19 protein-coding genes are annotated in these 22,742 nt (G+C 63.2%); 9 read left to right on the top strand and 10 right to left on the bottom strand.

Features of this window, described 5'->3' with window-relative positions:
• Nucleotides 1-184: 184 nt before the first annotated feature.
• A complete protein-coding gene (locus NKH95_RS07095; RefSeq protein ID WP_352676029.1) occupies nucleotides 185-1,288 on the top strand; it encodes a calcium:cation antiporter in 1,104 nt (367 codons plus the stop codon).
• 48 nt (nucleotides 1,289-1,336) lie between these two features.
• On the opposite strand, the gene NKH95_RS07090 is transcribed toward NKH95_RS07095, so the two are convergent.
• Nucleotides 1,337-2,245, bottom strand: a complete 909-nt coding sequence (locus NKH95_RS07090) for a LysR substrate-binding domain-containing protein (protein WP_352676030.1) — start codon at nucleotides 2,243-2,245, stop codon at nucleotides 1,337-1,339.
• Between the two features lie 101 nt (nucleotides 2,246-2,346).
• On the opposite strand from NKH95_RS07090, the gene NKH95_RS07085 reads away from it, so the two are divergent.
• Nucleotides 2,347-2,868 (top strand): DUF8737 domain-containing protein, encoded by a 522-nt coding sequence (locus NKH95_RS07085; protein ID WP_352891254.1) that lies wholly within the window; start codon nucleotides 2,347-2,349, stop codon nucleotides 2,866-2,868.
• 72 nt (nucleotides 2,869-2,940) lie between these two features.
• Here NKH95_RS07085 and NKH95_RS07080 read toward each other — a convergent pair whose 3' ends face one another.
• Nucleotides 2,941-3,618 carry an MIP family channel protein gene (locus NKH95_RS07080; RefSeq protein ID WP_013530368.1) on the bottom strand — a complete coding sequence of 226 codons (678 nt, stop codon included), beginning with the start codon at nucleotides 3,616-3,618 and terminating at the stop codon, nucleotides 2,941-2,943.
• 182 nt (nucleotides 3,619-3,800) lie between these two features.
• On the opposite strand from NKH95_RS07080, the gene NKH95_RS07075 reads away from it, so the two are divergent.
• From NKH95_RS07075 to guaA, 4 genes are all read left to right on the top strand, one after another.
• Nucleotides 3,801-5,090: an RsmB/NOP family class I SAM-dependent RNA methyltransferase gene (locus tag NKH95_RS07075; protein WP_352891252.1), complete on the top strand. Its 1,290-nt coding sequence runs from the start codon at nucleotides 3,801-3,803 to the stop codon at nucleotides 5,088-5,090.
• Nucleotides 5,091-5,214: 124 nt separating this feature from the next.
• Nucleotides 5,215-5,673, top strand: coding sequence for a PaaI family thioesterase (locus NKH95_RS07070; protein WP_013530371.1), 459 nt, complete (start codon nucleotides 5,215-5,217; stop codon nucleotides 5,671-5,673).
• Nucleotides 5,674-5,814: 141 nt separating this feature from the next.
• Nucleotides 5,815-6,483, top strand: coding sequence for a 5'-methylthioadenosine/S-adenosylhomocysteine nucleosidase (locus NKH95_RS07065; RefSeq protein WP_352891251.1), 669 nt, complete (start codon nucleotides 5,815-5,817; stop codon nucleotides 6,481-6,483).
• Nucleotides 6,484-6,538: 55 nt separating this feature from the next.
• The gene (guaA, locus tag NKH95_RS07060) at nucleotides 6,539-8,101 is read left to right on the top strand and encodes a glutamine-hydrolyzing GMP synthase (protein ID WP_352795646.1); all 1,563 of its coding nucleotides are present in this window, start codon (nucleotides 6,539-6,541) and stop codon (nucleotides 8,099-8,101) included.
• Between the two features lie 522 nt (nucleotides 8,102-8,623).
• Here the strand turns inward: guaA and NKH95_RS07055 are convergent.
• From NKH95_RS07055 to NKH95_RS07020, 8 genes are all read right to left on the bottom strand, one after another.
• Nucleotides 8,624-9,724 carry a histone deacetylase-like amidohydrolase gene (locus NKH95_RS07055; protein WP_352753669.1) on the bottom strand — a complete coding sequence of 367 codons (1,101 nt, stop codon included), beginning with the start codon at nucleotides 9,722-9,724 and terminating at the stop codon, nucleotides 8,624-8,626.
• 10 nt (nucleotides 9,725-9,734) lie between these two features.
• Nucleotides 9,735-11,318 carry a GMC family oxidoreductase gene (locus NKH95_RS07050; protein WP_128302562.1) on the bottom strand — a complete coding sequence of 528 codons (1,584 nt, stop codon included), beginning with the start codon at nucleotides 11,316-11,318 and terminating at the stop codon, nucleotides 9,735-9,737.
• 10 nt (nucleotides 11,319-11,328) lie between these two features.
• Nucleotides 11,329-12,396, bottom strand: coding sequence for a branched-chain amino acid ABC transporter permease (locus NKH95_RS07045; RefSeq protein WP_352891250.1), 1,068 nt, complete (start codon nucleotides 12,394-12,396; stop codon nucleotides 11,329-11,331).
• A gap of 26 nt (nucleotides 12,397-12,422) precedes the next feature.
• Nucleotides 12,423-13,310 (bottom strand): branched-chain amino acid ABC transporter permease, encoded by an 888-nt coding sequence (locus NKH95_RS07040; RefSeq protein WP_023809005.1) that lies wholly within the window; start codon nucleotides 13,308-13,310, stop codon nucleotides 12,423-12,425.
• Nucleotides 13,311-13,314: 4 nt separating this feature from the next.
• Complete coding sequence (locus NKH95_RS07035) at nucleotides 13,315-14,043, bottom strand: ABC transporter ATP-binding protein (RefSeq protein WP_023809004.1); 729 nt, start codon at nucleotides 14,041-14,043, stop codon at nucleotides 13,315-13,317.
• Entirely contained in the window at nucleotides 14,040-14,864 is an 825-nt protein-coding gene (locus tag NKH95_RS07030) for an ABC transporter ATP-binding protein (protein WP_031212363.1), read from the bottom strand. Before NKH95_RS07030 ends, NKH95_RS07035 begins: the two co-directional genes overlap by 4 nt.
• A gap of 70 nt (nucleotides 14,865-14,934) precedes the next feature.
• The gene (locus NKH95_RS07025; protein ID WP_031212361.1) at nucleotides 14,935-16,233 is read right to left on the bottom strand and encodes an ABC transporter substrate-binding protein; all 1,299 of its coding nucleotides are present in this window, start codon (nucleotides 16,231-16,233) and stop codon (nucleotides 14,935-14,937) included.
• A 53-nt stretch (nucleotides 16,234-16,286) separates the two neighbouring features.
• Nucleotides 16,287-17,720 (bottom strand): amidase, encoded by a 1,434-nt coding sequence (locus NKH95_RS07020; protein ID WP_352866128.1) that lies wholly within the window; start codon nucleotides 17,718-17,720, stop codon nucleotides 16,287-16,289.
• A gap of 131 nt (nucleotides 17,721-17,851) precedes the next feature.
• Here NKH95_RS07020 and NKH95_RS07015 point away from each other — a divergent pair, with 131 nt between their 5' ends.
• From NKH95_RS07015 to ctaD, 3 genes are all read left to right on the top strand, one after another.
• The gene (locus NKH95_RS07015) at nucleotides 17,852-18,820 is read left to right on the top strand and encodes a LysR family transcriptional regulator (RefSeq protein WP_352891249.1); all 969 of its coding nucleotides are present in this window, start codon (nucleotides 17,852-17,854) and stop codon (nucleotides 18,818-18,820) included.
• 419 nt (nucleotides 18,821-19,239) lie between these two features.
• The gene (gene coxB / locus NKH95_RS07010) at nucleotides 19,240-20,217 is read left to right on the top strand and encodes a cytochrome c oxidase subunit II (RefSeq protein ID WP_352866130.1); all 978 of its coding nucleotides are present in this window, start codon (nucleotides 19,240-19,242) and stop codon (nucleotides 20,215-20,217) included.
• On the top strand, nucleotides 20,214-22,742 hold the full coding sequence (ctaD, locus tag NKH95_RS07005; RefSeq protein WP_352866133.1) for a cytochrome c oxidase subunit I: 2,529 nt from the start codon (nucleotides 20,214-20,216) through the stop codon (nucleotides 22,740-22,742). Before coxB ends, ctaD begins: the two co-directional genes overlap by 4 nt.

Raw genomic sequence — 22,742 nt, 5'->3', positions numbered from 1 at the left:
AGGCGGCGCTTCGGTTTGTCCGGCGCGCTGGGTGCGGTCAGGTCGCGATCCTGCTGCATCATTTGGAGCGCGTTGTTTGTGAGGGGGCGAACGCCGGCCGTCGGGCCTGCCGGATGTTTTCCAAGGCGCTCCACACTCCACATGGGGTTTTCCGCAAGGTTCGCAGAAGCGCATAGGGGCTTGAATGGTTGGTTTCAAACGATCGGTGGTTTCTTATGCGTTGCCCTTGGCCGCCTTGGTGATGGCTGTTGCAGTCAGGGCAGGCGGGCTGTCGGCGGACGAAGGTTCGCTGAGCGCCAGGATACTCGTCGGAGCGCTTTCGAGTGCGATTATGTTCACCACCATTTTCGTGGTGCTCGACCACGCCGAGGCGGTGGCCCGGCGTGTAGGAGAGCCCTATGGCACATTGGTGCTGACTTTTGCCGTGACGGCAATCGAGGTGTCGATCATCGTTTCCATGATGCTGCATGGAGAGAACAACCCTACGCTTGCACGTGAGTCCGTCTTCTCAACGGTGATGATTGCATCTACCGGCGTCGTCGGCACGTGTCTTGCGCTCGGCGGCTGGCGTCATCGCAAGCAGGCAATTGTTCGACAAGGGACCAGCGCATATTTGGCGGTTCTGATCGCGCTGACCATCATGACGCTTATTCTGCCGACCTACACACAAGCTACGGGGCCGGGCACATTTTCGGCAGCTCAACTTGGCTTTGTGAGCGTGCTTTCGGTGCTGCTTTATGCAAGTTTTGTGTTCGCGCAGACTGTCCGCCACCGAGAAGACTTTGTCGAAGGGCAGGCCCACGGCGTTGCGCTGCGGACTGCCCCTCACGAAAGCGTCTTTGCCGGCGCATTGCTGCTTTTGATCGGGCTGATTGGCATTGTCATGCTCGCCGAGCAGGTCGCCGCAAGTGTTGAAAATACGCTCGTTGCCTATCAGGTGACACAGGCTGACAGCATTGTGGGGGCATTGATCGCCGGGCTGGTTTTGATGCCGGAGGCCATTTCGGCGGTTCGCGCTTCACTCAACAATGAGCTGCAACGCGGTTTGAATGTCGCGATGGGTTCCGCTTGTGCCACGATTGGTTTGACAATACCGGCGGTCGCAGCCGCCAGCCTGCTGACGGGAAGAGGGTTAACCCTGGGGCTGCCGGCTGCTGATGCGGTCCTTTTGGTCTTGGCGCTTTTCATATGCAATGTAAGCTTCAGCACTGAAAGAACGACGTTCTTGACCGGAATGGTCCATCTTGTAGTATTTTTTACTTATGTATTTCTGATATTTATACCATGAGAGCTTTGGTGCAAGCGAAGCGCCAAGGGGGCGGTATCCTTCGTTACCTCACGCCGTGGATTTGAGGTGGTCGATGAAGGCGCGCAGCTTCGGCAGGATCTGGCGCTTGCCGGGATGGTAGAGGAAGACGCCCGGCGTCGTGGCGGCGATGGTGTCTAGGACCGGCTCGAGTTTTCCCTGGCCTATCGGACCTTCGGCGACGGGTCGGGGGATCTGCGCCAGCCCAATGCCCTGCATCGCGGCCCCGAGCAGCGTCGGATAGTCGTGCGCGATCAGCGGGCCTGAGACCATCGCCTCGATCTCCCCGTTGCCGTCGACGAAAGACCAGGGCGCGATGGCGCCGTTCGAACGGCGCAAGCGCAGGCAGGCGTGGCGGCACAAGTCGTCGACGTGCTCGGGGTAGCCATGGCGCTCGAGATAGTCCGGACTGCCGACGACCACGAACGGGAACGACGGCGTCAGCCGCACCGCGACCATGTCGGGCGCGATGAACTGGCCGAGGCGGATGCCGGCATCGAACCCGCCGGTCGCAAGATCGACCATCTCGTCACTCGCGGCGATCTCCAGCTCGACCTCGGGATAGGTTCGGCAGAACGATGCGATCATCGGCTCCAGGATCAACGGCACGACGGCGCGGGGGACGGACAGGCGTAGCAGCCCGGTCGGCCGTTGGCCGACATCGCGCGCGGCCTCGCCTGCCGCGACGAGCTCCTCGAAGGCAGGTCCGGCAAGATCGAGGAACCGCTGGCCAGCCTCGGTCAAACCGACGCTTCGCGTCGTGCGCACGAACAGCGCCGCACCCGTGCGGGCTTCCAGCGTGCGCACCGCCTGGCTCACGGCGGACGGCGTCACGCCGAGATCGGCGGCGGCACGGCGAAAGTTGCGGCGCCTGGCAACCGCCAGGAAGGTCTCGACCCCCTCCAGCGCACCGTGCCGGACTGTGTAGTTCTGCTTCATAGGTTGTTGTGATTACACCGGGTAGTCGAATTATGGAAGCAGGCTTAGAGGTAACCGACTGAAGCTGGGGCCGCGTGAACCGGCTGCTGACAGGAGGCCAAATGTCCACGGAAATGGTGTTCCAGACCCATCTCGTTCTAGGCTACGTCGCGTGGCTGCTCTGCTTCGGCGCATACGGCCTCCCGTGGCTGAGCTCGCTGGACCGGGTCGCGACGCAACGTGCCATCGCCACCCTGCACAGCTTCCGTTTCTTCGGGCTCGTGTTCATCCTGCCGGGCGTCGTAAGCCCCGATCTGCCGGCCGGTTTCGCCGTGTTCGCCGCCTACGGCGACTTCGCAACAGGGGTACTGGCCATGCTGGCGCTGCTCACGGTGAGGCTACCCCGGCTCTTCTGGCCGTTGATCGTCGCCTTCAACATCGTCGGGACGGTCGAGCTCGTCGTCGATTATTACCACGCCATCCAGGTCGGCCTCCCTGCACATGCGGGGCAACTGGGCGCCGCCTACGCGATCCCGATCATCTATGTACCGCTGCTGATGATCACGCACATCGCCGCATTCTATTTTCTGCTACGCCCTCCGAAGGTCCGGATCCTAACGACGACCGCCCCGGCTGTGCTTTGACGGCAAGAGTATCCCCCAAAGAAAAAGGCGCGGGCTTGGCCCGCGCCTTTGTTCTGTCCAGGCTTTCGAAGCTCAGTCCTTCTCGAAGATGCGCGCCTTCGCAACCACGCCGGCGATGGCGCCGCCGATCAGCGGTGCAACGATGAACAGCCAGAGCTGGCCGATCGCGGCAGTTCCCGAAAACAGCGCCGGGCCGATCGAGCGGGCCGGGTTGAGCGACGTTCCGGTCACCGGGATGATGGCGAAGTGCAATCCTGCCAGCGTCAGGCCGATGACCAGTCCGGCGAACGCCGTCGAGTGCTTTTCAGCCGTGACGCCAAGGATCACGGTGACGAAGGTGAAGGTGCCGATCACTTCCCACAGAAATGCCGAGCTGACGCCCCATTTCGTCACATCCCAGCCATTGGCGCCGAAGCCGGTCGTGTGTCCGCCAACCTGGCCGGAAACGATGATCCACAACGCCAGCGAAGCAAGGACGCCGCCGATGACCTGCGCGATCCAGTAGGGGATGACGTCCTTGGCCGGCAGCCGGCCCGCCAGAAAGACACCGAGCGTCACCGCTGGGTTGAGATGCGCGCCCGAAATCGGGCCGATCGCATAGGCCGCCGCGATGAGGCCGATGCCGAACGCCAGACCGATGCCTTCCTGGCCGAGCGGCAGCGCGCCGCCGAAGCCGCCCGTCACCACAGAAGCCGTACCGATGAACACCAATAGAAATGTGCCTAGAACTTCCGCCAGATAAGTCTTCATTGCCCTCTCCTCGTGTCGATCCGCCGGTCCGCCTTTTGCGCTCCGCGAATCACAACCGGAAGAGTATTCGCAACCAGAAAAGTTGGAAAGCAGAGCGGTTGTGCAGGCCGACCTGCTTGTGCGCGCCGGTTGCGCGCTCTAGAGCAGGGCCGGAATAATTTTCTGCGTGACGGAACAAGACCATGCGATTGGGCGGACGGCTGGCTGCGGCCATCGAAGTGCTGGAAGACATCGGCCGGCGCCACCGGCCGGTGGCGGACGCGCTGAAGGATTGGGGCCTGTCGCATCGCTTCGCCGGCGGCGGCGACCGTGCGGCGATCGGCAACATCGTCTATGACGCCTTGCGCCACAAGCGTTCCGCCGGCTGGCTGCTGGGGCAGGACACGCCGCGCGCCATCGGCTTCGGCGCGCTGCTGCTCGAATGGGGCCAGACGGCACAATCGCTCAACGAGGCGCTTGATGGCGACAAGTTCGCACCGCCGCTGCTGACCGCCGCCGAGCTTCAGGCCATCGCCGACCATCGGCTCGCCGACGCGCCGGACGCGGTGCGGGCGGATGTTCCCGACTGGTGCGCGCCGCTTTTCGAGCGAGCCTTTGGGCCGACCTGGGCCGACGAGGGCGCGGCGCTGGCGACGCGCCCGCCGCTCGACCTCAGGGTCAACACCTTGCAGGCCAATCGCGACAAGGTGCTGGCCGAACTGACGGGAACTGGCGCGAAACCCTCGGCAATCGCGCCACACGGCATCCGCATCCCGCCGATCGACGGCGACGGCCGGCACCCGAACGTGCAGGCCGAGCCGGCTTTCCAGAAGGGCTGGTTCGAGGTCCAGGACGAAGGCTCGCAGATCGCGGCCGCCCTTGCCGGGGCCGAAGCCGGCATGCAGGTGCTGGATTTCTGCGCCGGCGCCGGCGGCAAGACGCTGGCACTGTCGGCTTCGATGGAAAATCGTGGCCAGATCTTTGCCCATGATGTGGAGAAAGCACGGCTGGCACCGATCTTCGACCGCATCCGTCGTTCGGAAAACCGCAATGTGCAGGTGGTCACCAAACCCACAGAACTCGCGCCGCTCGGCAATCACATGGACATCGTGCTGGTCGACGCCCCATGCACCGGCAGCGGCACCTGGCGCCGCCGTCCCGACGCCAAATGGCGGCTGACGCAGAGACAGCTCGATGCCCGCAAGGGCGAGCAGTCGGCGATCCTCGATGCGGCCAAAGCCTATGTCAAACCGGGCGGCCTGCTGGTCTACATCACCTGCTCGGTGTTTGATGAGGAAAACGGTGAGCAGATCGCGGCCTTTCGGGACCGTAACAGCGGTTATGTTCCCGTCGACCACCGCAAGCTCTGGGACAGCCGTTTTCCCGGCCATGAGGCAGCCGCACGCATCGGCGCCAAAGGCGACATCTCGCTGTCGCCGGCGCTCAGCGGCACCGATGGGTTTTATCTCTGTGCGTTACGCAGATCGGCCTGAATCCAATTCCTGACGGATGCGCGGCGCCGGCCGGCATGCCAGGTCGATTGTGCAGTGCAGCAAAAGCATTTGCCTGCCGTCCATGCCTCTGCAATAAGCTATCCGCGTAAAGGAAGCAGCGGCAATGGCAGCAAAGATCGTACCCGCCCCGGACTATGAGGATCGCGTCAGGACATCCTTCGCGCGCCAGAAGGCGATGGCCACGATCGGCGCCGAACTGACGCTGGTGACCCCCGGCATCATCGAGATCGAGATGCCCTATTCGGCGGCACTCACCCAGCAGCATGGCTTTCTCCATGCCGGCGTCATTTCGACGGCGCTGGACTCGGCCTGCGGCTATGCCGCCTTTTCGCTGATGCCGGAAAATTCCGGCGTGCTGACCATCGAGTTCAAGGTCAACCTTCTGGCGCCGGGCAGGGGCGAGCGCTTCCTGTTCCGCGGCTCGGTGACCAAGCCAGGCCGCACCATCATCGTCGCCGACGGCCAAGCCTACGCCTTCGCCGCCGACGGCGAGGCCAAGCTGATCGCCACCATGACCGGCACCATGATGACCGTGGTCGGGCGTGATGGCATAGAAGGGTGAGTGGCCGGTTCGCCGCAGGCGAATCCATCGTGCCGGTGGCACGATGGAAGGCCACGAACGCCGGGAGCTGCCGGAGGCAGCGGGTCCCGGCGAGCGGCGGTGCAGATAAGCAGATGATCCGGCGGAGAGGAGCAAATCATCATGACCGGTAAAGTGTCGCGCCTGTCGGGCAAGGACGTCCTCTTCGTCATGGCGGCGCAGGCCGAATACGGCCCGCACCTCAAGCAGTTGTTCACGCCGTTGATGACCGGTGTCGGTCCCGTCGAGGCCGGCGTCAGGCTGGGTGCGGAACTCTCCTGGCTGAAATCGCAAAGAGCACTGCCGGATCTCGTTGTTTCGCTCGGCTCAGCCGGCAGTCGGACGCTGGAGCAGACGGAGATCTACCAGGCGGTTTCGGTCAGCTACCGTGACATCGACGCTTCGCCGCTCGGCTTCGAAAAGGGTGCGACACCCTTCCTCGACCTGCCGGTAACCGTGCCATTGCCCTTCAAGATACCGGAGATCAGGCAGGCGACCCTGTCGACCGGCGCAGCGATCATCACCGGCGCGGCCTATGATGCTGTTAGCGCCGACATGGTCGACATGGAGACCTTCGCCTGCCTGCGCGCCTGCCAACTGTTCGACATTCCGCTGATCGGTCTGCGCGGCATTTCCGACGGGGCGGCGGATCTGCGGCATGTCGGCGACTGGACCGAATATCTTGAAGTCATCGACGAGAAGCTGGCGGACGCCGTCATGCGGCTCGAACGGGCGATCGGCGACGGCGCCCTTCGGACGGAACCATCCCATGAAGATGCCAGACCAGCCTGAAAGTCGGGCTACGCAACCCATTGCGCCGACTCGTTTCTTTCTCTAAACGCTCGCCATGAAAACAGCCAATCATCCCGACACCGTCCTGATTGTCGATTTCGGCAGCCAGTTCACCCAGCTCATCGCCCGCCGCATCCGCGAGGCCGGCGTGTTTTCCGAGATCGTGCCGTTCCAGTCGGCCGAAGCGGCATTCAAGCGCATCAATCCGAAGGCCGTCATTCTGTCCGGCGGTCCGGCTTCGACCGGCGATATAGGCAGCCCGCGCGCGCCGCAGATCGTCTTCGATTCCGGCGTGCCGGTGCTTGGCATCTGTTACGGCCAGATGGCCATGTGCGTGCAGATGGGCGGCGTTGCCGAAAGCTCCGACCATCGCGAGTTCGGCCGCGCCTTCGTCGAGATCCAAAAGGACAGCCCGCTGTTCGAGGGCCTGTGGGCACCCGGCCAGCGCCACCAGGTGTGGATGAGCCATGGCGACCGCGTCATCTCCTTGCCCAAGGGCTTCGAAGTGTTCGGCAAGTCGGAAGGCTCGCCCTTCGCCATCTTCGGCAGCATCGAGCGAAAGATGTACGGCATCATGTTCCACCCCGAGGTGGTGCATACGCCCGACGGCGCCCGGCTGCTGCGCAACTTCGTCCACAACATCGCCGGCATCGAGGGCGACTGGACCATGCGCGCCTACCGCGAGCACGCGGTCGAGACGATCCGCAAGCAGGTCGGCAAGGGCAAGGTCATCTGCGCGCTGTCGGGCGGCGTCGATTCCTCCGTTGCGGCGCTGTTGATCCACGAAGCGGTCGGCGACCAGCTGACCTGCATCCTTGTCGACCACGGCCTGATGCGCAAGGACGAGGCCGCGGGCGTGGTGGCGATGTTCCGCGAACACTACAATTTACCGCTCATTCTGGTGAACGCGTCGGACCGTTTCATCGACGCCCTCGAGGGCGAGTCGGACCCGGAGAAAAAACGCAAGACCATCGGCCGGCTGTTCATCGAGGTGTTCGAGGAAGAGGCCAAGAAACTCGGCGGCGCCGAATTCCTGGCGCAGGGCACGCTCTATCCCGACGTCATTGAAAGCGTCTCCTTCACCGGCGGCCCGTCAGTGACGATCAAGTCGCACCACAATGTCGGCGGCCTGCCCGCGCGCATGAACATGCAGCTTGTCGAGCCGCTGCGCGAGCTGTTCAAGGACGAGGTCAGGGCGCTGGGCAAGGAGCTTGGCCTGCCTGAAAGCTTCATCGGCCGGCACCCGTTCCCAGGCCCGGGTCTTGCCATCCGTTGCCCCGGCGGCATCACCCGCGAAAAGCTGGAGATCCTGCGCGAGGCCGACGCCATCTATCTCGACGAGATCCGCAAGGCCGGCCTCTACGACGCCATCTGGCAGGCCTTCGCCGTGCTGTTGCCGGTGCAGACGGTCGGCGTGATGGGCGATGGCCGCACCTACGAGTTCGTCTGCGCGCTGCGTGCCGTCACCTCGGTCGACGGCATGACGGCGGATTTCTACCACTACGACATGGCCTTCCTCGGCGCCGCCGCCACCCGCATCATCAACGAAGTCCGGGGCATCAACCGCGTCGTCTACGACGTGACGTCGAAGCCGCCGGGAACAATCGAGTGGGAGTAGGAGTTAGTAGTCTGGACTGCTCCGGCGTAGTTTTTCGCAGAAAAAGCAACGATTTGCGGTTTATCTCATTCACTATCGATGCTGCGTCATCAACTGAAGTCTCCGACTGTCTAAGTCACTGATTTTTCTGGCCCCGTGCAAACGAGGGCTTCGTTGCGTGTGAAGGGCAGCAGATCAATCTGGCGGTACTTTTGACGGTACTTTTCGTACGTGAATCAACGTCCGAGAAAGGACCGTCACCCGTTTCTCGGCCTGACGCTTTTTGTAGGTCAACCATTTGAAATAAATGGCTTTCCCGGTGACGTTTCGGCGCGAACAGTACTTTAAAGCGCGTCGCGTTGAAACGGATTCATGCGACGCGCTTTAAGTCTTTGTTTTCATGCATGTCGTTGTCCCAAACCGGGGCCACTTTTGGGCGACATGCATCAGCCGCACGTCCTACCGTCAGCGCAAGTCCGCATTTGTGAGATTGGGCGCCGTTGTGTCTTGAGATCGCCTCATTGGCTGACCGCAATCAGAATTCTAGGCGATGCCGCCCAAAAGTTCCTCCGCTTTGGAAACAGCGGCCGCCTGATGTGGCTGCAAGGGTTGGCCGGCATAGCTTTCGAAGACCGGCAGGAACGGGTCGTCGATATGCGTCCTGATGCCGGACAGCTGCTCCATCACCGCCAGCCCGCAATAGGGAACGTAGGAGGCCGAATAGCCGCCCTCATGCGACATCATCAGGCGCCCGCCGCAGAGGTCGTCCGCCGCCTGCATCAACATCCGCGTCATGTCGCGGTAGCTGCCGCTATGCAGCATCATGCGCCCCAGCGGATCGGCCGCCGAGGCGTCGAAGCCCGACGGCACGACGATGAGATCAGGCTTGTAGCGATTGAGCGCCGGTAGCACGACGCGTTCGAAGACGGACATGTAAGCGCCGTGGCCGCAGCCGGCCGGCAGCGGTACATTGATGTTGTAGCCTTCTCCCTTGCCCTCGCCGCGTTCCTTGTGAAGACCGCTGTCATCCGGATAAAGCCCGTCCTGATGGATCGAGATGGTCAGCACCGACGGGTCCGAATAGAAGGCGGACTGGGTGCCGTTGCCGTGATGAACATCCCAGTCGACGCTGGCGACCCGCTCGAAGCCATGTTTGGCCCGGTTCTTCAGGATAGCGACCGGAACGTTGCCGAACAGGCAAAAGCCCATGCCTTGCCCGCGCTCGGCATGATGGCCGGGCGGTCGTACCAGCGCATAGCCATTGTCGACATCGCCGCTCAACACCGCATCCATCACCGCTGCCGTGCCGCCGGCGGCCAGACAGGCGATTTCGTAGCTGCCATGGCCGAAGGGGGTGAGATAGCTCGCATCGCCGCCGCGCCCGTCACTGAGCAGCTTGATACGGCTGATGTAGTCGCGGTCGTGAAACAGGGCGAGGTCGTCCTCGCTCACCGCGACGGAGGCGATCTTGGATAATTTTTCGGTCAGGCCCGAAACCTCCATCAGATTGCGGAATCTGCGTTTCGTGTCGGCATTCTCCGCATGCTCGCCGGGCTCGATGGTCAGGCTCGGCTGAAAGAACTGCGCGGCATTGCCGGTCTCGTGCCAGAGATAGAGTTCGTGGAAATTCCAGCCTGTCGTCATGTTTTGTTTCCTAGCCCGCCAGGATCATTGACGCGGCGCGTTCGGCGATCATGATCGTCGGCGCGTTGGTGTTGCCCGACACCATTTTCGGAAAGACCGAGGCATCGGCGATGCAAAGCCCGTCCAGCCCATGAACCTTCATCGACGTGGGATCGACGACGGCCATCGCATCTGAACCCATGCGGCAGGTGCTGGTCGGGTGATAGAGCGTCGTGCAGTGGCCGCGTATATAGTCGGCGATCTCGGCGTCGCTCTCGCATTCGGCGCTCGGCGTGATTTCGCCGACGAGCATTTCGGCAAGCGGCGACTGCGCCGCGATGCGCCGGCTGATGCGGATGCCTTCGACCAGCGTGGCAATGTCCGAGCCATCCTCGTCGCTGATGAAGTAACGTGGGTCGATCGCCGGATATTCGATTGGATTGGCCGAGCGCAGGCGAATCTCGCCGCGGCTGTCTGGCCGCTGCAGCGTGGTGTGCAGCGTGATGCCGGGCCTGGACGAAAGGAACCGAACATAGTCGCGATGCGGGCTGATGGCGCCGTAAAGCTGCAGGTCCGGCTCGATGTCGGGCCGGCTCTTGACGAAGCCGCCCGCCGCCACCCAGGGTGAGGAACGCGGACCGCTGCGCGATGTCTGCCATTCCGCGAAGTCGCGCTGCAGCGTCTCGTTGGTCCAGGCGCCGACGCCGATCTTGTCCTTGGTATAGAAGGTGATCGGAATGTTGATGTGGTCCTGCAGATCCTTGCCCACGCCCGGGAGGTCGTGCACGGGAGCAACGCCGACCTGGGCGAGTTCGTCGGCCGGCCCGATGCCCGAAAGCAGCATCAGCTGGCAACTGCCGATCGAGCCCGAGGACAGCACCACCTCTGTGTCGGCGAAAGCGGTCTCCGGCACGCCGTTTGCCAGATAGCGGATACCCCTGACCCGGCCCTTCTCCACGATAAGGCCCGTCGCCAGCACGCCGGTTTTCACGGTGAGGTTGGGTCGTTCCCGCGCCGGGCGCAGATAGGCCTTGCCGGTGCCCCAGCGTTCGCCGTTCTTGATGGTGAACTGGAACAGGCCGACACCTTCCTGCTCGACGCCGTTGAAATCGCGATTGTGCTTGTAGCCGGCGGCCTTGCAGGCCTCGATCCAGGCAAGCTCGTTGGCATCGACATGCGCGACATTGCCGATATGCAGCGGCCCGTTGGCGCCGTGCAGCGGGTCGTTGCCGAGTTCGGCATTGCTTTCGCAGGCCTTGAACACGGGTAGCACGTCTTCCCAGGCCCAGCCGGGGCAGCCCATGGCGGCCCAGCCATCGTAATCGGACGGCAGGCCGCGAATATAGATCATGGCATTCAGTGCGCCGGAACCGCCGATCATCTTGCCGCGCGGCCAGAACACCCGCCTGCCGCGGCAACCGGCCTGTGGCTCGGTGTAATAGCCCCAATCGACGGCTGTGTTGAACATGGTCGGCCAGTCCGAGGGCACGTCCGAGGCGAGCGGCGCCTCGCGTCCTGCCTCCAGTAGCAACACCTTGCGGGCAGGATCGGCGCTGAGCCGGTTTGCCAGCACGCAGCCGGCCGAGCCGGCGCCCACTATGATCGTATCGAACATCGTCAGTCTCTCACTTTCCAGCAGGGGTCGGACTTTGCACAATGCTGCTTGCTGCCGGCTTGCTGTCGGGGCTGGTGCGACGGCGTCCGAGCCAGTCGATGAGATCGCCAAAACGGCCGACCAGCCCCTTCGGCATCAACACCACCGACAGGGCGATGATCAGGCCGAGCCCGAGCGTGCGGAACTCGCCGCTCTCTCGCATCAATTCGTCAGCCAGCACCAGCACCACCGTCCCGACCAGCGGTCCCCAGAACGTGCCGACGCCGCCGACCACGACGATGGCGATGATGAACATAAGTTGCGACATCGACAGCACACCGGGGCCGATCGCCTGGAAATGCGCGGCATAGAAACCGCCGGCCAGCCCGGTGAAGAAGGCGGAGATGCCGAACACCAGAAGCTGCGCCTGGAAGCGGTTGACGCCGCGGGCCACCGCATAGCCCGGATTGTCCTTCAGCGCCCGGAAGGCAAGGCCGATCGGGCTTTTGACGATCGCGTAGGTGAAGACCATGGTGAGCGCGAACAGCACCGCGATGATGGCGTAATTGCCGACCAGCCACTGCGCCCGGAGCAAGGCCCTGGTGCCGAGGTCGCCGAAGCGGGCAAAGCCGACGGCGCCGCCGGTGAACTGGCGGCAGACGGAGCCGACCATGACGAAACATTCGGTGTCGGTGACGATCAGCAGATACATCGTCTGGGCGATCGCCAGCGTCAGCAGCGCCACATAGACGCCGGTCAGGCGAAGGCAGGCGAGGCCGACGACCAGCGAGAACAGCACGGAGCCCAGCGCGCCCGGCACAAGTGCTGCCCAGACGTTCCAGCCGAAATAGAAGCAGAGCATCGCCGTCGCATAGCCGCCGAACGCAAAGATCGCCATTTGCGCCAGCGAGAAGATGCCCGAGAAGCCGAACAGGAGGTTCCACTGCGAGGCGATCGTCGCATAGAACAGCGCCAGCACGATCTGGCCAAGGATGTAGCGGCTGTCGACCAGGAACGGCAGCGCGATCGCCGCCGCGATCAGCATCAGGCTGATGGCAAGATCAGTCCTGGCCGAGCGAGACATGGAGGAACGGGACATGGGGCGTGTCTCTGTCATGATGCCCCTCACATGCGCCGGATTTCGGCGTGGCCGAAAAGGCCGGACGGCCGCCAGATCAGCACGGCAATGACGACGAACAGCAGCGATGGAAAGCCCCACCTGGCGCCCAAGGCGTACTGAACGAAGGATTCGAGCAACGCCAGCCCAAGTGCTGCTGCGATGGCGCCCGGCAGATTGCCGAGACCGGCGACCACGCACATGATGAAGGCCTTCAGCATCGGGTCGTTGCCGAGTGGCGGCGACAATTGCGTCATCGACGAGACCATGACGCCGCAGATGCCGGCGAGCGCGCCCGACAGCATCAGCACCTGCAGGTAGACGCGGTTGACGGCGACGCCCATGAGCTGCGCCGCGTCGCGGTTCTGCGCCGTCGCCCGGATCGCACGGCCCATCCGCGTGCGGCCGAGCGCCGCCGAGACGACCACCATCATCACGACCACCACCGCGATGATCAGAAGGTTCTGCCAGGGCAGCGTCAGCGGTCCCAGGCGTAAGGCACCGGCGATCGAAACCGGCTGCTTCAGCGGCTGCCCGCCATAGGTCAGGAGGATGGCATTCTCGAGGGCGATGCCGATGCCGACCGTGGCGATCATGACGTTGGCTTCGAATGTCGATTTGTCATTCTGCAGGAGATTGCGAACGATCGCGAAATAGAGGATGGCGCCGGCCAAAGCACCCGCGACGATGGCACCGGCGAAACCGATCGCGACCGGCAGGCCGAGCGAGGTGATCACCGTGAAGGCGACGTAGCCGCCAAGCGTCAGCATCGCCGCATGGGCCATGTTGAGCATGCCCATCGAACCCCAGACCAGCGACAGCCCGACCGTCGCCAGCGCATAGAGCGCGCCCGAGGTGAAGCCGGCGACGAGAATGGCCATGAGAACGTCGGTCATGGCGTCAGCCTCCGAGGTAGGTTGCGAGGAGTTCGTCGCGCGCCATCAGTTCGGCGGGCTTGCCTGACCAGACGATGGCGCCGTCGTCGAGCAGATGCAGGCGGTCGGCGAGGTCCTCGACCCGGGCCGGGTTCTCCTCCACCAGCAGGATCGTGCGCCCAGCCTTGCTCAGTTGCGAAATGACGTCGTAGACCTGATCGATGATCAGTGGCGCGAGGCCAAGCGACGGCTCGTCGATCAAAAGGATGCGCCCGCCCATCATCAGGCCGCGGCCTATGCCGACCATGCGCCGTTCGCCGCCCGACAGGCTCGAGGCGATCTGGTTGCGACGGTCGGCAAGCTTCGGCAGAAGCGCGTAGACCTCGTCCAGCCGACGCGTGATCTCGGCCTTGTCCGGCGCGAGATAGCCGCCCATCAAAAGGTTTTCGAGCACGCTCATCTGCGCGAACAGCATATCGCCCTGCGGCACGTGGGCGACGCCCAGCATCGCCGTCTCATGCGGCTTGCCGGACAGGCGCCGGCCGTCGATGCTGATCTGACCGCCGCGCAGCGGCACCAGGCCGGAAATGGTCTTGAGCAATGTCGACTTGCCATGGCCGTTCGGGCCGACGACGGTGATGAATTCACCGGCGTGAACGGTCAGCGAAATGCCCTTGAGCACGTCGAGTCCGTCATAGCCGCAGACGATGCCGTCGAGTTGCAGGACAGGTGGTTTTGCGGCTGCGCCCGTCATGGCGTTCCCCCCACCGCCGGATTCGTCATGGCGGCTTGCTCATCGAAGAATTTCTTCAGCCGTTTCTGCGTGCCCTGGCCGAGATAGGTTTCGACAACGGTCTGGTCCTCGGCGACCTTGTCCGGCCGGCCTTCGAATATCACCTTGCCATGGTGCATGATGATCACGCGGCTGGAGAGCGCCAGGAGAAAGCGCATGACGTGCTCGATCAGGACGATCGTCAGTCCCTGGTCGCGCAGTTTCAGCACCATCGCCATGATCTGGTCGATCTCGGCGACGTTGAGCCCGCCCACCGGCTCGTCGAGGAAGAGCATTTTCGGCCGGGTGGCGATGGCGCCGGCAATCATCAGCAGCTTGCGGTCGAGCACCGGCAGCCGCGCCACGGTCTCGTCGGCCTTGGCCGCAAGCCCGACGAAGTCCAGCGCTTCGATCGTTGCCTGCCGGACATCCTCGCCGAGGCGGAAGCCGGCCAGCCTTCGCCGCTGCCGGCCGAAATAGGCGGCGATCTCGATGTTTTCGCGAACGGTCAAGCTGTCGAAGGCGGCATTGAGCTGGAAAGTGCGGGCGATGCCGAGTTGGCAGATGCGGTCGGCCGGAAGCGCCGAAATGTCGGTGTCGCCGAAATGCACCCGGCCGCCACTGGCCGGCGTGATCCCTGTCACCACGTCGAAGAAGGTCGTCTTGCCGGCGCCGTTCGGCCCACCAATGCCAACGATCTCGCCCGCATTGACCACCATCGACACGCCGTCGACGGCGGCCAGCGAGCCGAACCGTTTGACCACACTGTCACAAACCAGCATCGGACCGGCGGCCTCAGTCATATTTCTCACCCAATGGAGCCGGTCGGGCAAAGGGCCCGGCCGGTGTCGTTGGTTTCATTTCCGCGTCCGGTCACTTGATCCATGGCGGCAGGATGAAGCTGTCCGTGGCATAGAGCGCCGGCGCGATCAGCTTCGGATCGGTTTTGTAATCCTGATGCTGCAGGAACTGGTGCGGCATGCCAAGCGACGGATCGGCCACCTGCGTCGGATAGCAGAAGGCCGATTGGCCGGCCGGATCGGCCCGGTAGGTGCCGTTGACCCCGCGATAGACCAGGCGCTTCATCGCATTGGCCACCTTGGTGGTCTGCGCCTTGTCCATCGGTTCGCCTGGACCACCGGCGATTGCCGCGGCAAGCGCCCACATCCACAGGCCGTCATAGGTCTGCGATCCCGTGATGTAGGCCGAGTTCGGACCGAATTTGGCCCGGTAGCTCTCGCGGAACGGCTTGGAGAAGTCGTCCGGCAGGCAGCCGATCACCGTCGAATAGACGACGCCGTTGACCGCCTCGCCGCCGATCTCGCGGAAAGCCGGCAGCGATGGTCCGTACTGCATGTAGATCAGGCTGTTGATCGGCTCGGCGAGGAATTGGACCATGAACTGCGCCAGGTCCTGCGGCAGGAAGTGCGTGACCAGGATCGCCGCCGGCGGGTCCTGGCGGAGTTTCGCCAGCGTCGGTCCCCACTGGTTGGTCGGGAACGGAACGGTCTCGAACAGACTAACCTCGAAGCCGTATTCGGCGGCCTTGTCGCGGATCGCGTTGGCGATGACGATCGAATATTCGTTGGCAGACGGGATGATGGCGATCTTCTTGTTGGGCGCCTTCCATTTGCCGTCCGCGGCAAGCGTCTTGAGGAAGTTCAGGCAGCCCGGTCCATACCAGAACTCCGGCGGATCGCCCTGGAAGGAGCTGTAATAGCGGGCAGGGTCGGTCTTGAACTTCTCATTGTGCGAAATCAGCGTGTTGTAGTGCATCATGATGACGTCGTTGTCGGCGGCGACGTCCATCTCGATCATGTTGGTGCCGAGATTGTAGCCATTGATGATGACCGGCGCCTCGAAGCGGTCGATCAGGCGCTGCATCGACTGGCTGACGAGGTCGGCGCCCATTTCCTTGGTGTCTTCGATGTGGATCTCGACAGGCCGGCCGAGAATGCCGCCCGCCGCATTGATCTCCTCGGCGGCAAGTTCGAGACCGTTCTTGAACTCGATGCCGTCGGCGGCGGCGATGCCGGACATCGGCAGGGCCGAGCCGACCGGAATGGGCTTGGTGTCCTGGGCGATCGCCGCAGTGTTCATATCGGCAAGAAGCGCGGCACCGGCCGCACCCGCGCCGACCACGCCCTGCAGCATTGCACGTCTGTTCATCATGGCAAAGTTCCCCTTTTGGCGTTGGTTAGAGTCTTTTCTTCATGCGAAATCTTTCACACCAGATCTTTCTGGCGAAACGCGTGGGTCATGGGCACGAAAGCGGCTTCCAGGTCGACTGCCGCCGAAAGCACGCGGGCATCGTCGCCGCGCGCGCCGATGATCTGGAAGCCGACGGGCAGGCCCGCCTCGGTCATGCCGCAAGGGATGACGCAGGCCGGTTGCTGGCTGAGATTGATCGGGTAGCTGAACGCCGCCCATTCGATCCATCGCGAGAGGCCGCTGCCCAGAGGCACTTCAAGGCCAACGTCGAAGGCTGGAATCGATGTCCCCGGCGAAACGATGAAATCATAGTCGTCTAGCAGCCGGTCCATGGCGGCGCCGAATTCGGCGCGCTCCAACTGTGCGGCGACGAGCGTATGGACGTCGAACGCTGCCCCAGCCTGTGCGATCTCCAGGAAGCCCGGATCGATGCCCGCCCGTTCGCTCGGCGGAACCAGCGCCAGTCGCGCCGCGGCGCCGGTGAACCAGTGATGCTGGAACAGATCGAGGAGATCGCCACCGGGAAGATCAATCGGCTCGACCGTCGCGCCGAAGGCGTCGAAACACGTCAAGGCGTGGGAGACGACGGCGGCGATCCCGGAATCCAGCGCTCCTGAAGGCGGCTTCGACCAGTAGCCGATCCGGGCGCCCCGCAAAACTTCTTCGATCCGGCCAAGCGGCGCCAGCGTTCCCACGCCTTGCTGCCAGTCGCTGATATCGCGGCCGGACATGGCGCCGGCCATGACGGAAAGATCGAGTGCTGTCCGCGCCATCGGTCCGATATGGGCGACGGTTCCGAACGCGCTGGACGGATAGGCGGGCACGCGGCCGAAGGTCGGCTTCAATCCGGCGATGCCGGTGAACGAGGCCGGAATGCGGATCGAGCCGCCGCCATCGGTGCCGAGATGGAAGACGCCGGCGCCGGTGGCGGCGGCCACCGCCGCTCCGCCGGAGGAACCGCCGGGAGTCTTTTGCGCATTCCAGGGATTGCGCGTGATGCCGCAGAGGCCGCTGTCGGTAATCGCCTTCCAGCCGAATTCGGGCGTCGTCGTCTGCCCGATGAAGACCGCACCCGCTCTGCGCAGCAGGGCAACGGCGGGGGCATCCTTGTCATAGGCGGCGGAAGTCGTCGTCCTGCTGCCGTAACGCACGCTCCAGCCCTCGACCCAGACGATGTCCTTCAGCGTCGTCGGTATGCCGTCGGCCGCCGACAGCGGCTCGCCTGCCCGCCAGCGTTTCTCGGAAGCACCTGCGGCCTCGATCGCACCCTTGCGGTCGATCATGGTGAAAGCGTTGAAAAGCGGATTGATCGCTTCGGCGCGATCCAGCGCCGCCAGCGTCACCTCGACGGGCGACAGCGATCCAGCGCGGTAGGCGGCGCTAAGCTCCGAAGCAGCCAGGCGGCACAGAACATCGGCGTCGGCAATGGGAGACAGCCCATTCGGCATGCAGTTCGAACCCCTCACTTCATGGCCGCTCTTACGGCAGCCTTGTCAGCCCGGGCAATCTGGCGGTTTTTTTCATCACCATAAAATGTATTGTTGTGGGGAATATTCGCTATTTAATGTAACAAAGAGCCATGAATCTGACCATTCGGCAGTTGCGCTATGTCTGCGAAGTCGCCCGCCTTGGCAGCGTGCTGGCGGCCTCCAGATCGCTCTACATCTCGCAATCCTCCATCCTCGCGGCGATCACTCTGGCCGAGGCCGGGATGGGGGCGCGCATTTTCGACAGGCGGCCGGCGCGCGGCGTCTCCATCACGCCGGCCGGCCAACGCTTCGTCGCCGCCGCCCGCATCATGCTGGCGGCGGAAACGGAGTTCAACCGGTCGATCGGAGACCTCAACGGGCGCGTGCCGAAGGTCCTGCGCATCGGCTGCTTCGAGCCGTTCGGCGCGCTGTTCATGCCGGAGATGCTGCGCAGCTACCTCGACAACGTCGGCGATGTCGAGATCGACCTTGTCGAGGCCGACCAGGTCCAGTTGCAGGAACGGCTTGTCGCCGGCCAGATCGATCTGGCCATTCTCTACGACATCGGTCCAATCGGTATCGACAGCGTCACCCGCATCTGCAAGGTACCGGCGCATGCCGTGCTCAATGCGGACGATCCCCTTGCCGCGCGCGACGGCATCTGGCTGGCGGAACTGGCGGCACGGCCGCTGGTGCTGCTCGACCTGCCGCACACGGCGACCTATCTCCTGACCCTGTTCGACGTGCTGGCGAAACGGCCGGAGGTGCGCTTTCGCACGCGCTCTTATGAAACGGTGCGCTCGGCCGTCGCATCCGGCTTCGGCATGGCCGTCCTCAACTTGCGGCCGATCGGTCGCGCCACCGCCGATGGCGAGGAGATCGTTCGAAGACCAATCCTCGATGAACTGCCGCCACCGACGCTGATCGTCGCCGACATGTACGGTTCGGCAAAGCCACTCTTCGTGCGTGTCTTCATCGACATGTTCCATCGCTTTTTCAGCGCGGTGGGCCCTTCGGGCTTTTCGGTGACGACGCCGGAGCGCGAACCTTTTCTACTGGTCGCCAGGGAGGATGGCTGAGCCGCCCCCTTGGCGTTGCGGACATTTACAGGACTGGCGTTGCAACCGCGCCGGAGGTGCGGGTTCCTGATCGAGGTGTTCGAGATCGACGGGCGGCCCGGCGACAACTCTTCGGTGCGCGCCCACGTTTTCACCCGCACCAATGCTCAGTCGCCTGCTCGCAGGTTGGAGCGGAGACGGCACTTTTCGAGACGGCTTGGGCACGCCGTCGAACGCCGCAAAGTGCAAGAAATCGCCTACCAGCGCGACAAATGACGAAACCGGCGCGTAGATTGCATGAGCACTGGCCATTGCCGCTAAACTGAAGTTTTGGCGCAACCACTCGGTTGCGGGCGCGTTTGTGAGCAAGGGCATCGATTGGAGGGATAGATTCGTCAACAGTTCCAAGCACAAGCGCCCGGATTACGAAACTCGCTGCGGTGCGCTGGCTCGCGCTGTGGTTATGCTTGGGAACCTGTTCCAGCTGCTCGGGAGCCCAGTCGGCGCTTGATCCGGCCGGAGAGGAAGCGCGCCAGATCGCTGACCTTTTCTGGCTCATGGCCATTGCTGGCGGTTTTATCTGGCTGACGGTCATCGGTCTTCTGGTCCACGCGACACGTCATGAGCGCACTCCCATAGACGAGCGTATTGCAAGCCGGCTGATTTTCTGGGGCGGGGCAGCCATTCCTTCGCTACTCCTCTTTCTCTTGCTAGGCTATGCGCTTTGGTTGATGCCTGGACTGAGACCTTTCGCACGAGCCGGCGAAGCCAATGGTCTCAGGATCGAAGTGACTGGTGAGCAATTCTGGTGGCGGGTCGCCTACCACCTGGCTGACGGCGGAGTTCCTATTCTTTCCGCCAACGAGATCAGGCTGCCGGTTGGCGAGCGCGTCGAGTTCTTGCTGAAAAGCACCGATGTCATCCATTCCTTCTGGATTCCCGCGCTCGGTGGCAAGATGGACATGATCCCGGGTCGCGTGAATCGGCTCTCGTTGCTGGCGACCAAACCTGGCACCTACCGCGGCCCTTGCGCGGAATATTGCGGGACCTCGCACGCGCTGATGACCTTCACGGCCGTCGCCATGCAGCCCGCTGCCTTCCGGGAATGGCTGTCTGTGCGGGCGAACCCTTCGCCCGGCGCATCCTTGCCCGGACGCGACATATTCCTTCGCAACGGCTGCGGCGCGTGCCACCGCGTTGCGGGCACACAAGCTGAGGGTGGTGTCGGCCCGGATCTCTCGCATATGGGTTCGCGGGGAACGATTGGTGCCGGCGTTTTGCCCACCGACGATGAGGCCGTTCGTAGCTTCATCGCCCATCCGCATTTGATCAAGCCGGGTTCGAAGATGCCCGACTTCAACATGTTGCCCCAACAGGACATCGCCGAAATCGCCTCCTGGCTGAAGGGACTCGAATGACAACCCTCAAAGCCCGCATCAAGCGAAACGCCTTGCCCTCCGCAGAGAAGATCGAGGAAGAACAGCTGCGCCTCGTCTGGAAGACGCCGATCGGCTGGCGTTACTGGACTTCGGTCAACAATACGCAGGTTGGCCTCTGGTACGGGGGTGCGGCCTTTGCCTTCATGCTGTTTGGCGGCGTTCTGGCGCTTCTTGTGCGCACGCAGCTCGCGGTTCCGGGAAACAATTTCCTCTCTGCCGACTTCTATAACCAGGCCTTTACGCTGCACGGCACCGTGATGATGTTCCTGTTTGCCGTGCCCATCTTCGAGGCTGTCGCGATCTTTCTGCTGCCGCCGATGCTCGGTGCGCGTGAACTGCCATTTCCCCGTCTCGGAGCCTTCGGCTTCTGGAGCTTTCTGATCGGCGGTGTCTTCGTTTGCGGTTCGATCTTCTTCGACGCCGCTCCCTCTTCAGGCTGGTTCATGTATCCGCCTCTTGCCACTGACAAGGCATATTCCGGCATTGGTGCCGACATCTGGCTGCTGGGCCTCTCCTTTATCGAAGTCGCCTCCATTGCTGCGGCGGTCGAACTGATCGTCGGCATCATGAAGTGCCGCGCGCCGGGCATGCGCATCAACCTAATGCCACTGTTCGCCTGGTACCTGCTGATCGTCGCGGGCATGATCCTATTCGCTTTTCCGCCGCTGATCGCCGGCGACATCCTGTTTGAGATGCAGCGCATGTTCGACTGGCCGTTCTTCGACCCGACGCGGGGCGGCGACCCACTGCTGTGGCAACACCTGTTCTGGATCTTCGGGCACCCCGAGGTCTACATCATCTTCTTGCCCGCCATCGCGCTGATGGCGATGATCGTGCCAACCTTTTCGCAACGTCCGATCGTCGGCTATTCCTGGATCGTGCTTGCCGCTGTCGGCACCGGCTTCCTATCGTTCGGCCTCTGGGTCCACCACATGTTCGCGACCGGCCTGCCGCAGATTTCGCTGGCATTCTTCTCGGCCGCCTCGGAAGCGGTCGCGATTCCAACCGGCGTGCAGATCTTCGTCTTCATCGCCACCATGCTGGCCGGACGTGTCATCTTCTCGGTGCCGATGCTGTTTGGCGCCGGCGGGCTCGCTATCTTCGTCATCGGCGGGCTGACCGGCGTGATGGTCGCGCTCGTGCCGTTCGACTGGCAGGCGCACGATACCTATTTTATCGTCGCACATCTGCATTACGTGCTGATCGGTGGAATGCTGTTCCCGCTGGTCGCCGGCGTTTACTATTACTATCCGCTGATCAATGCGCGGATGCTCTCGTCCCGTCTCGGGCGCACCGCCTTCTGGCTGATGTTTGCCGGCTTCAACGTCGCCTTCTTTCCGATGCATCTCAGCGGCCTGCGCGGGATGCCGCGCCGCGTCTTCACCTACCCCGAGGGGATCGGTTGGGACTGGCTGAATCTCATCTCCACGATCGGCGCCTATGTTTTCGCGGCAGGGGTGCTGGTGGTTGTCTTCGATGTTGTACGGCCGAAGCATCGCGAACCCCGCAGCGAGCAGAATCCGTGGAAGGCGGGCACGCTCGAATGGCTGAACGAGCCCGAGGAGAACTGGGGCGTTCGATCCATTCCGATCATCGAGAGCCGGTATCCGCTTTGGGACCAGGCGGATCTGATGCAAAAGGTCAATGAGGGCGCCTATTATCTTCGCAGTGCCAAGGAGAATCGCCGCGAGACGCTCATCACCTCGGTGCTCGACGCCCATCCGCTGCAGTGCCAGCGCGTGGCGACATCAACCACGATCACAATAATCTCGGCCGCATTGCTCGGCGGCGTTTTCGTCGCGCTCACCTTCGAACTCTGGATCCTCGCCCTATTGTCGGGCATCGGCACGCTCTCTGCCATTTTGTGGTGGCTCTGGACCGGCACCGGCGAAACCCCGGAAAAGAAGACCAAGGATGTCGGCCTTGGACTGCGCTTGCCGCTCTATGCCTCCGGTCCGGATTCTGTTGGCTGGTGGGCGATGTTCATTACAATGGTTGGCGACGGAACTGCCTTCGCCAGCCTCATCTTCGGCTATTTCTTCTACTGGACCATCCATCCCGACTTCACTCTGGGGCAGCCGGGTCCCGGTATGCGGTGGCCGATGATCGCGCTGTCTCTCTTCGTCGCCGCATGGGTCGCGATGCTTGGTGCGCGCCGACTGAACGCAAGCGGGTGGATCGACGGCGCACGCGTTGCGCTTGTTGCCGCGTTTCTGCTGACGCTTGCTGCCTCTGCAGCCGGTTTTGCCGGACCCTGGCAGCATGACATGCAGCCGACCGCGCATGTCTATCCGGCGATCGTCTGGATTCTCGTCATCTGGGCGCTTGCTCATGCCGCGGTTGGATCCGTCATGCAGCTCTATTGCCTTGCGCGCAGCCTCGCCGGTCGTCTGACGCGGGAGCACGACATGGAACTGCACAACGTCGCGCTCTACTGGCATTTTATGGCGATCACCGCTGTCATCACCTTCGCCGTCATCGGTCTTTTCCCGGAAGCGATGTGA

Source organism: Mesorhizobium sp. M0848 (genome assembly GCF_040319805.1).
In the GTDB taxonomy this organism is placed as follows: Bacteria; Pseudomonadota; Alphaproteobacteria; order Rhizobiales; family Rhizobiaceae; genus Mesorhizobium.
The sequence above is the reverse complement of the archived record's forward strand: the minus strand, read 5'-3'. Positions and strand labels throughout refer to the sequence as shown.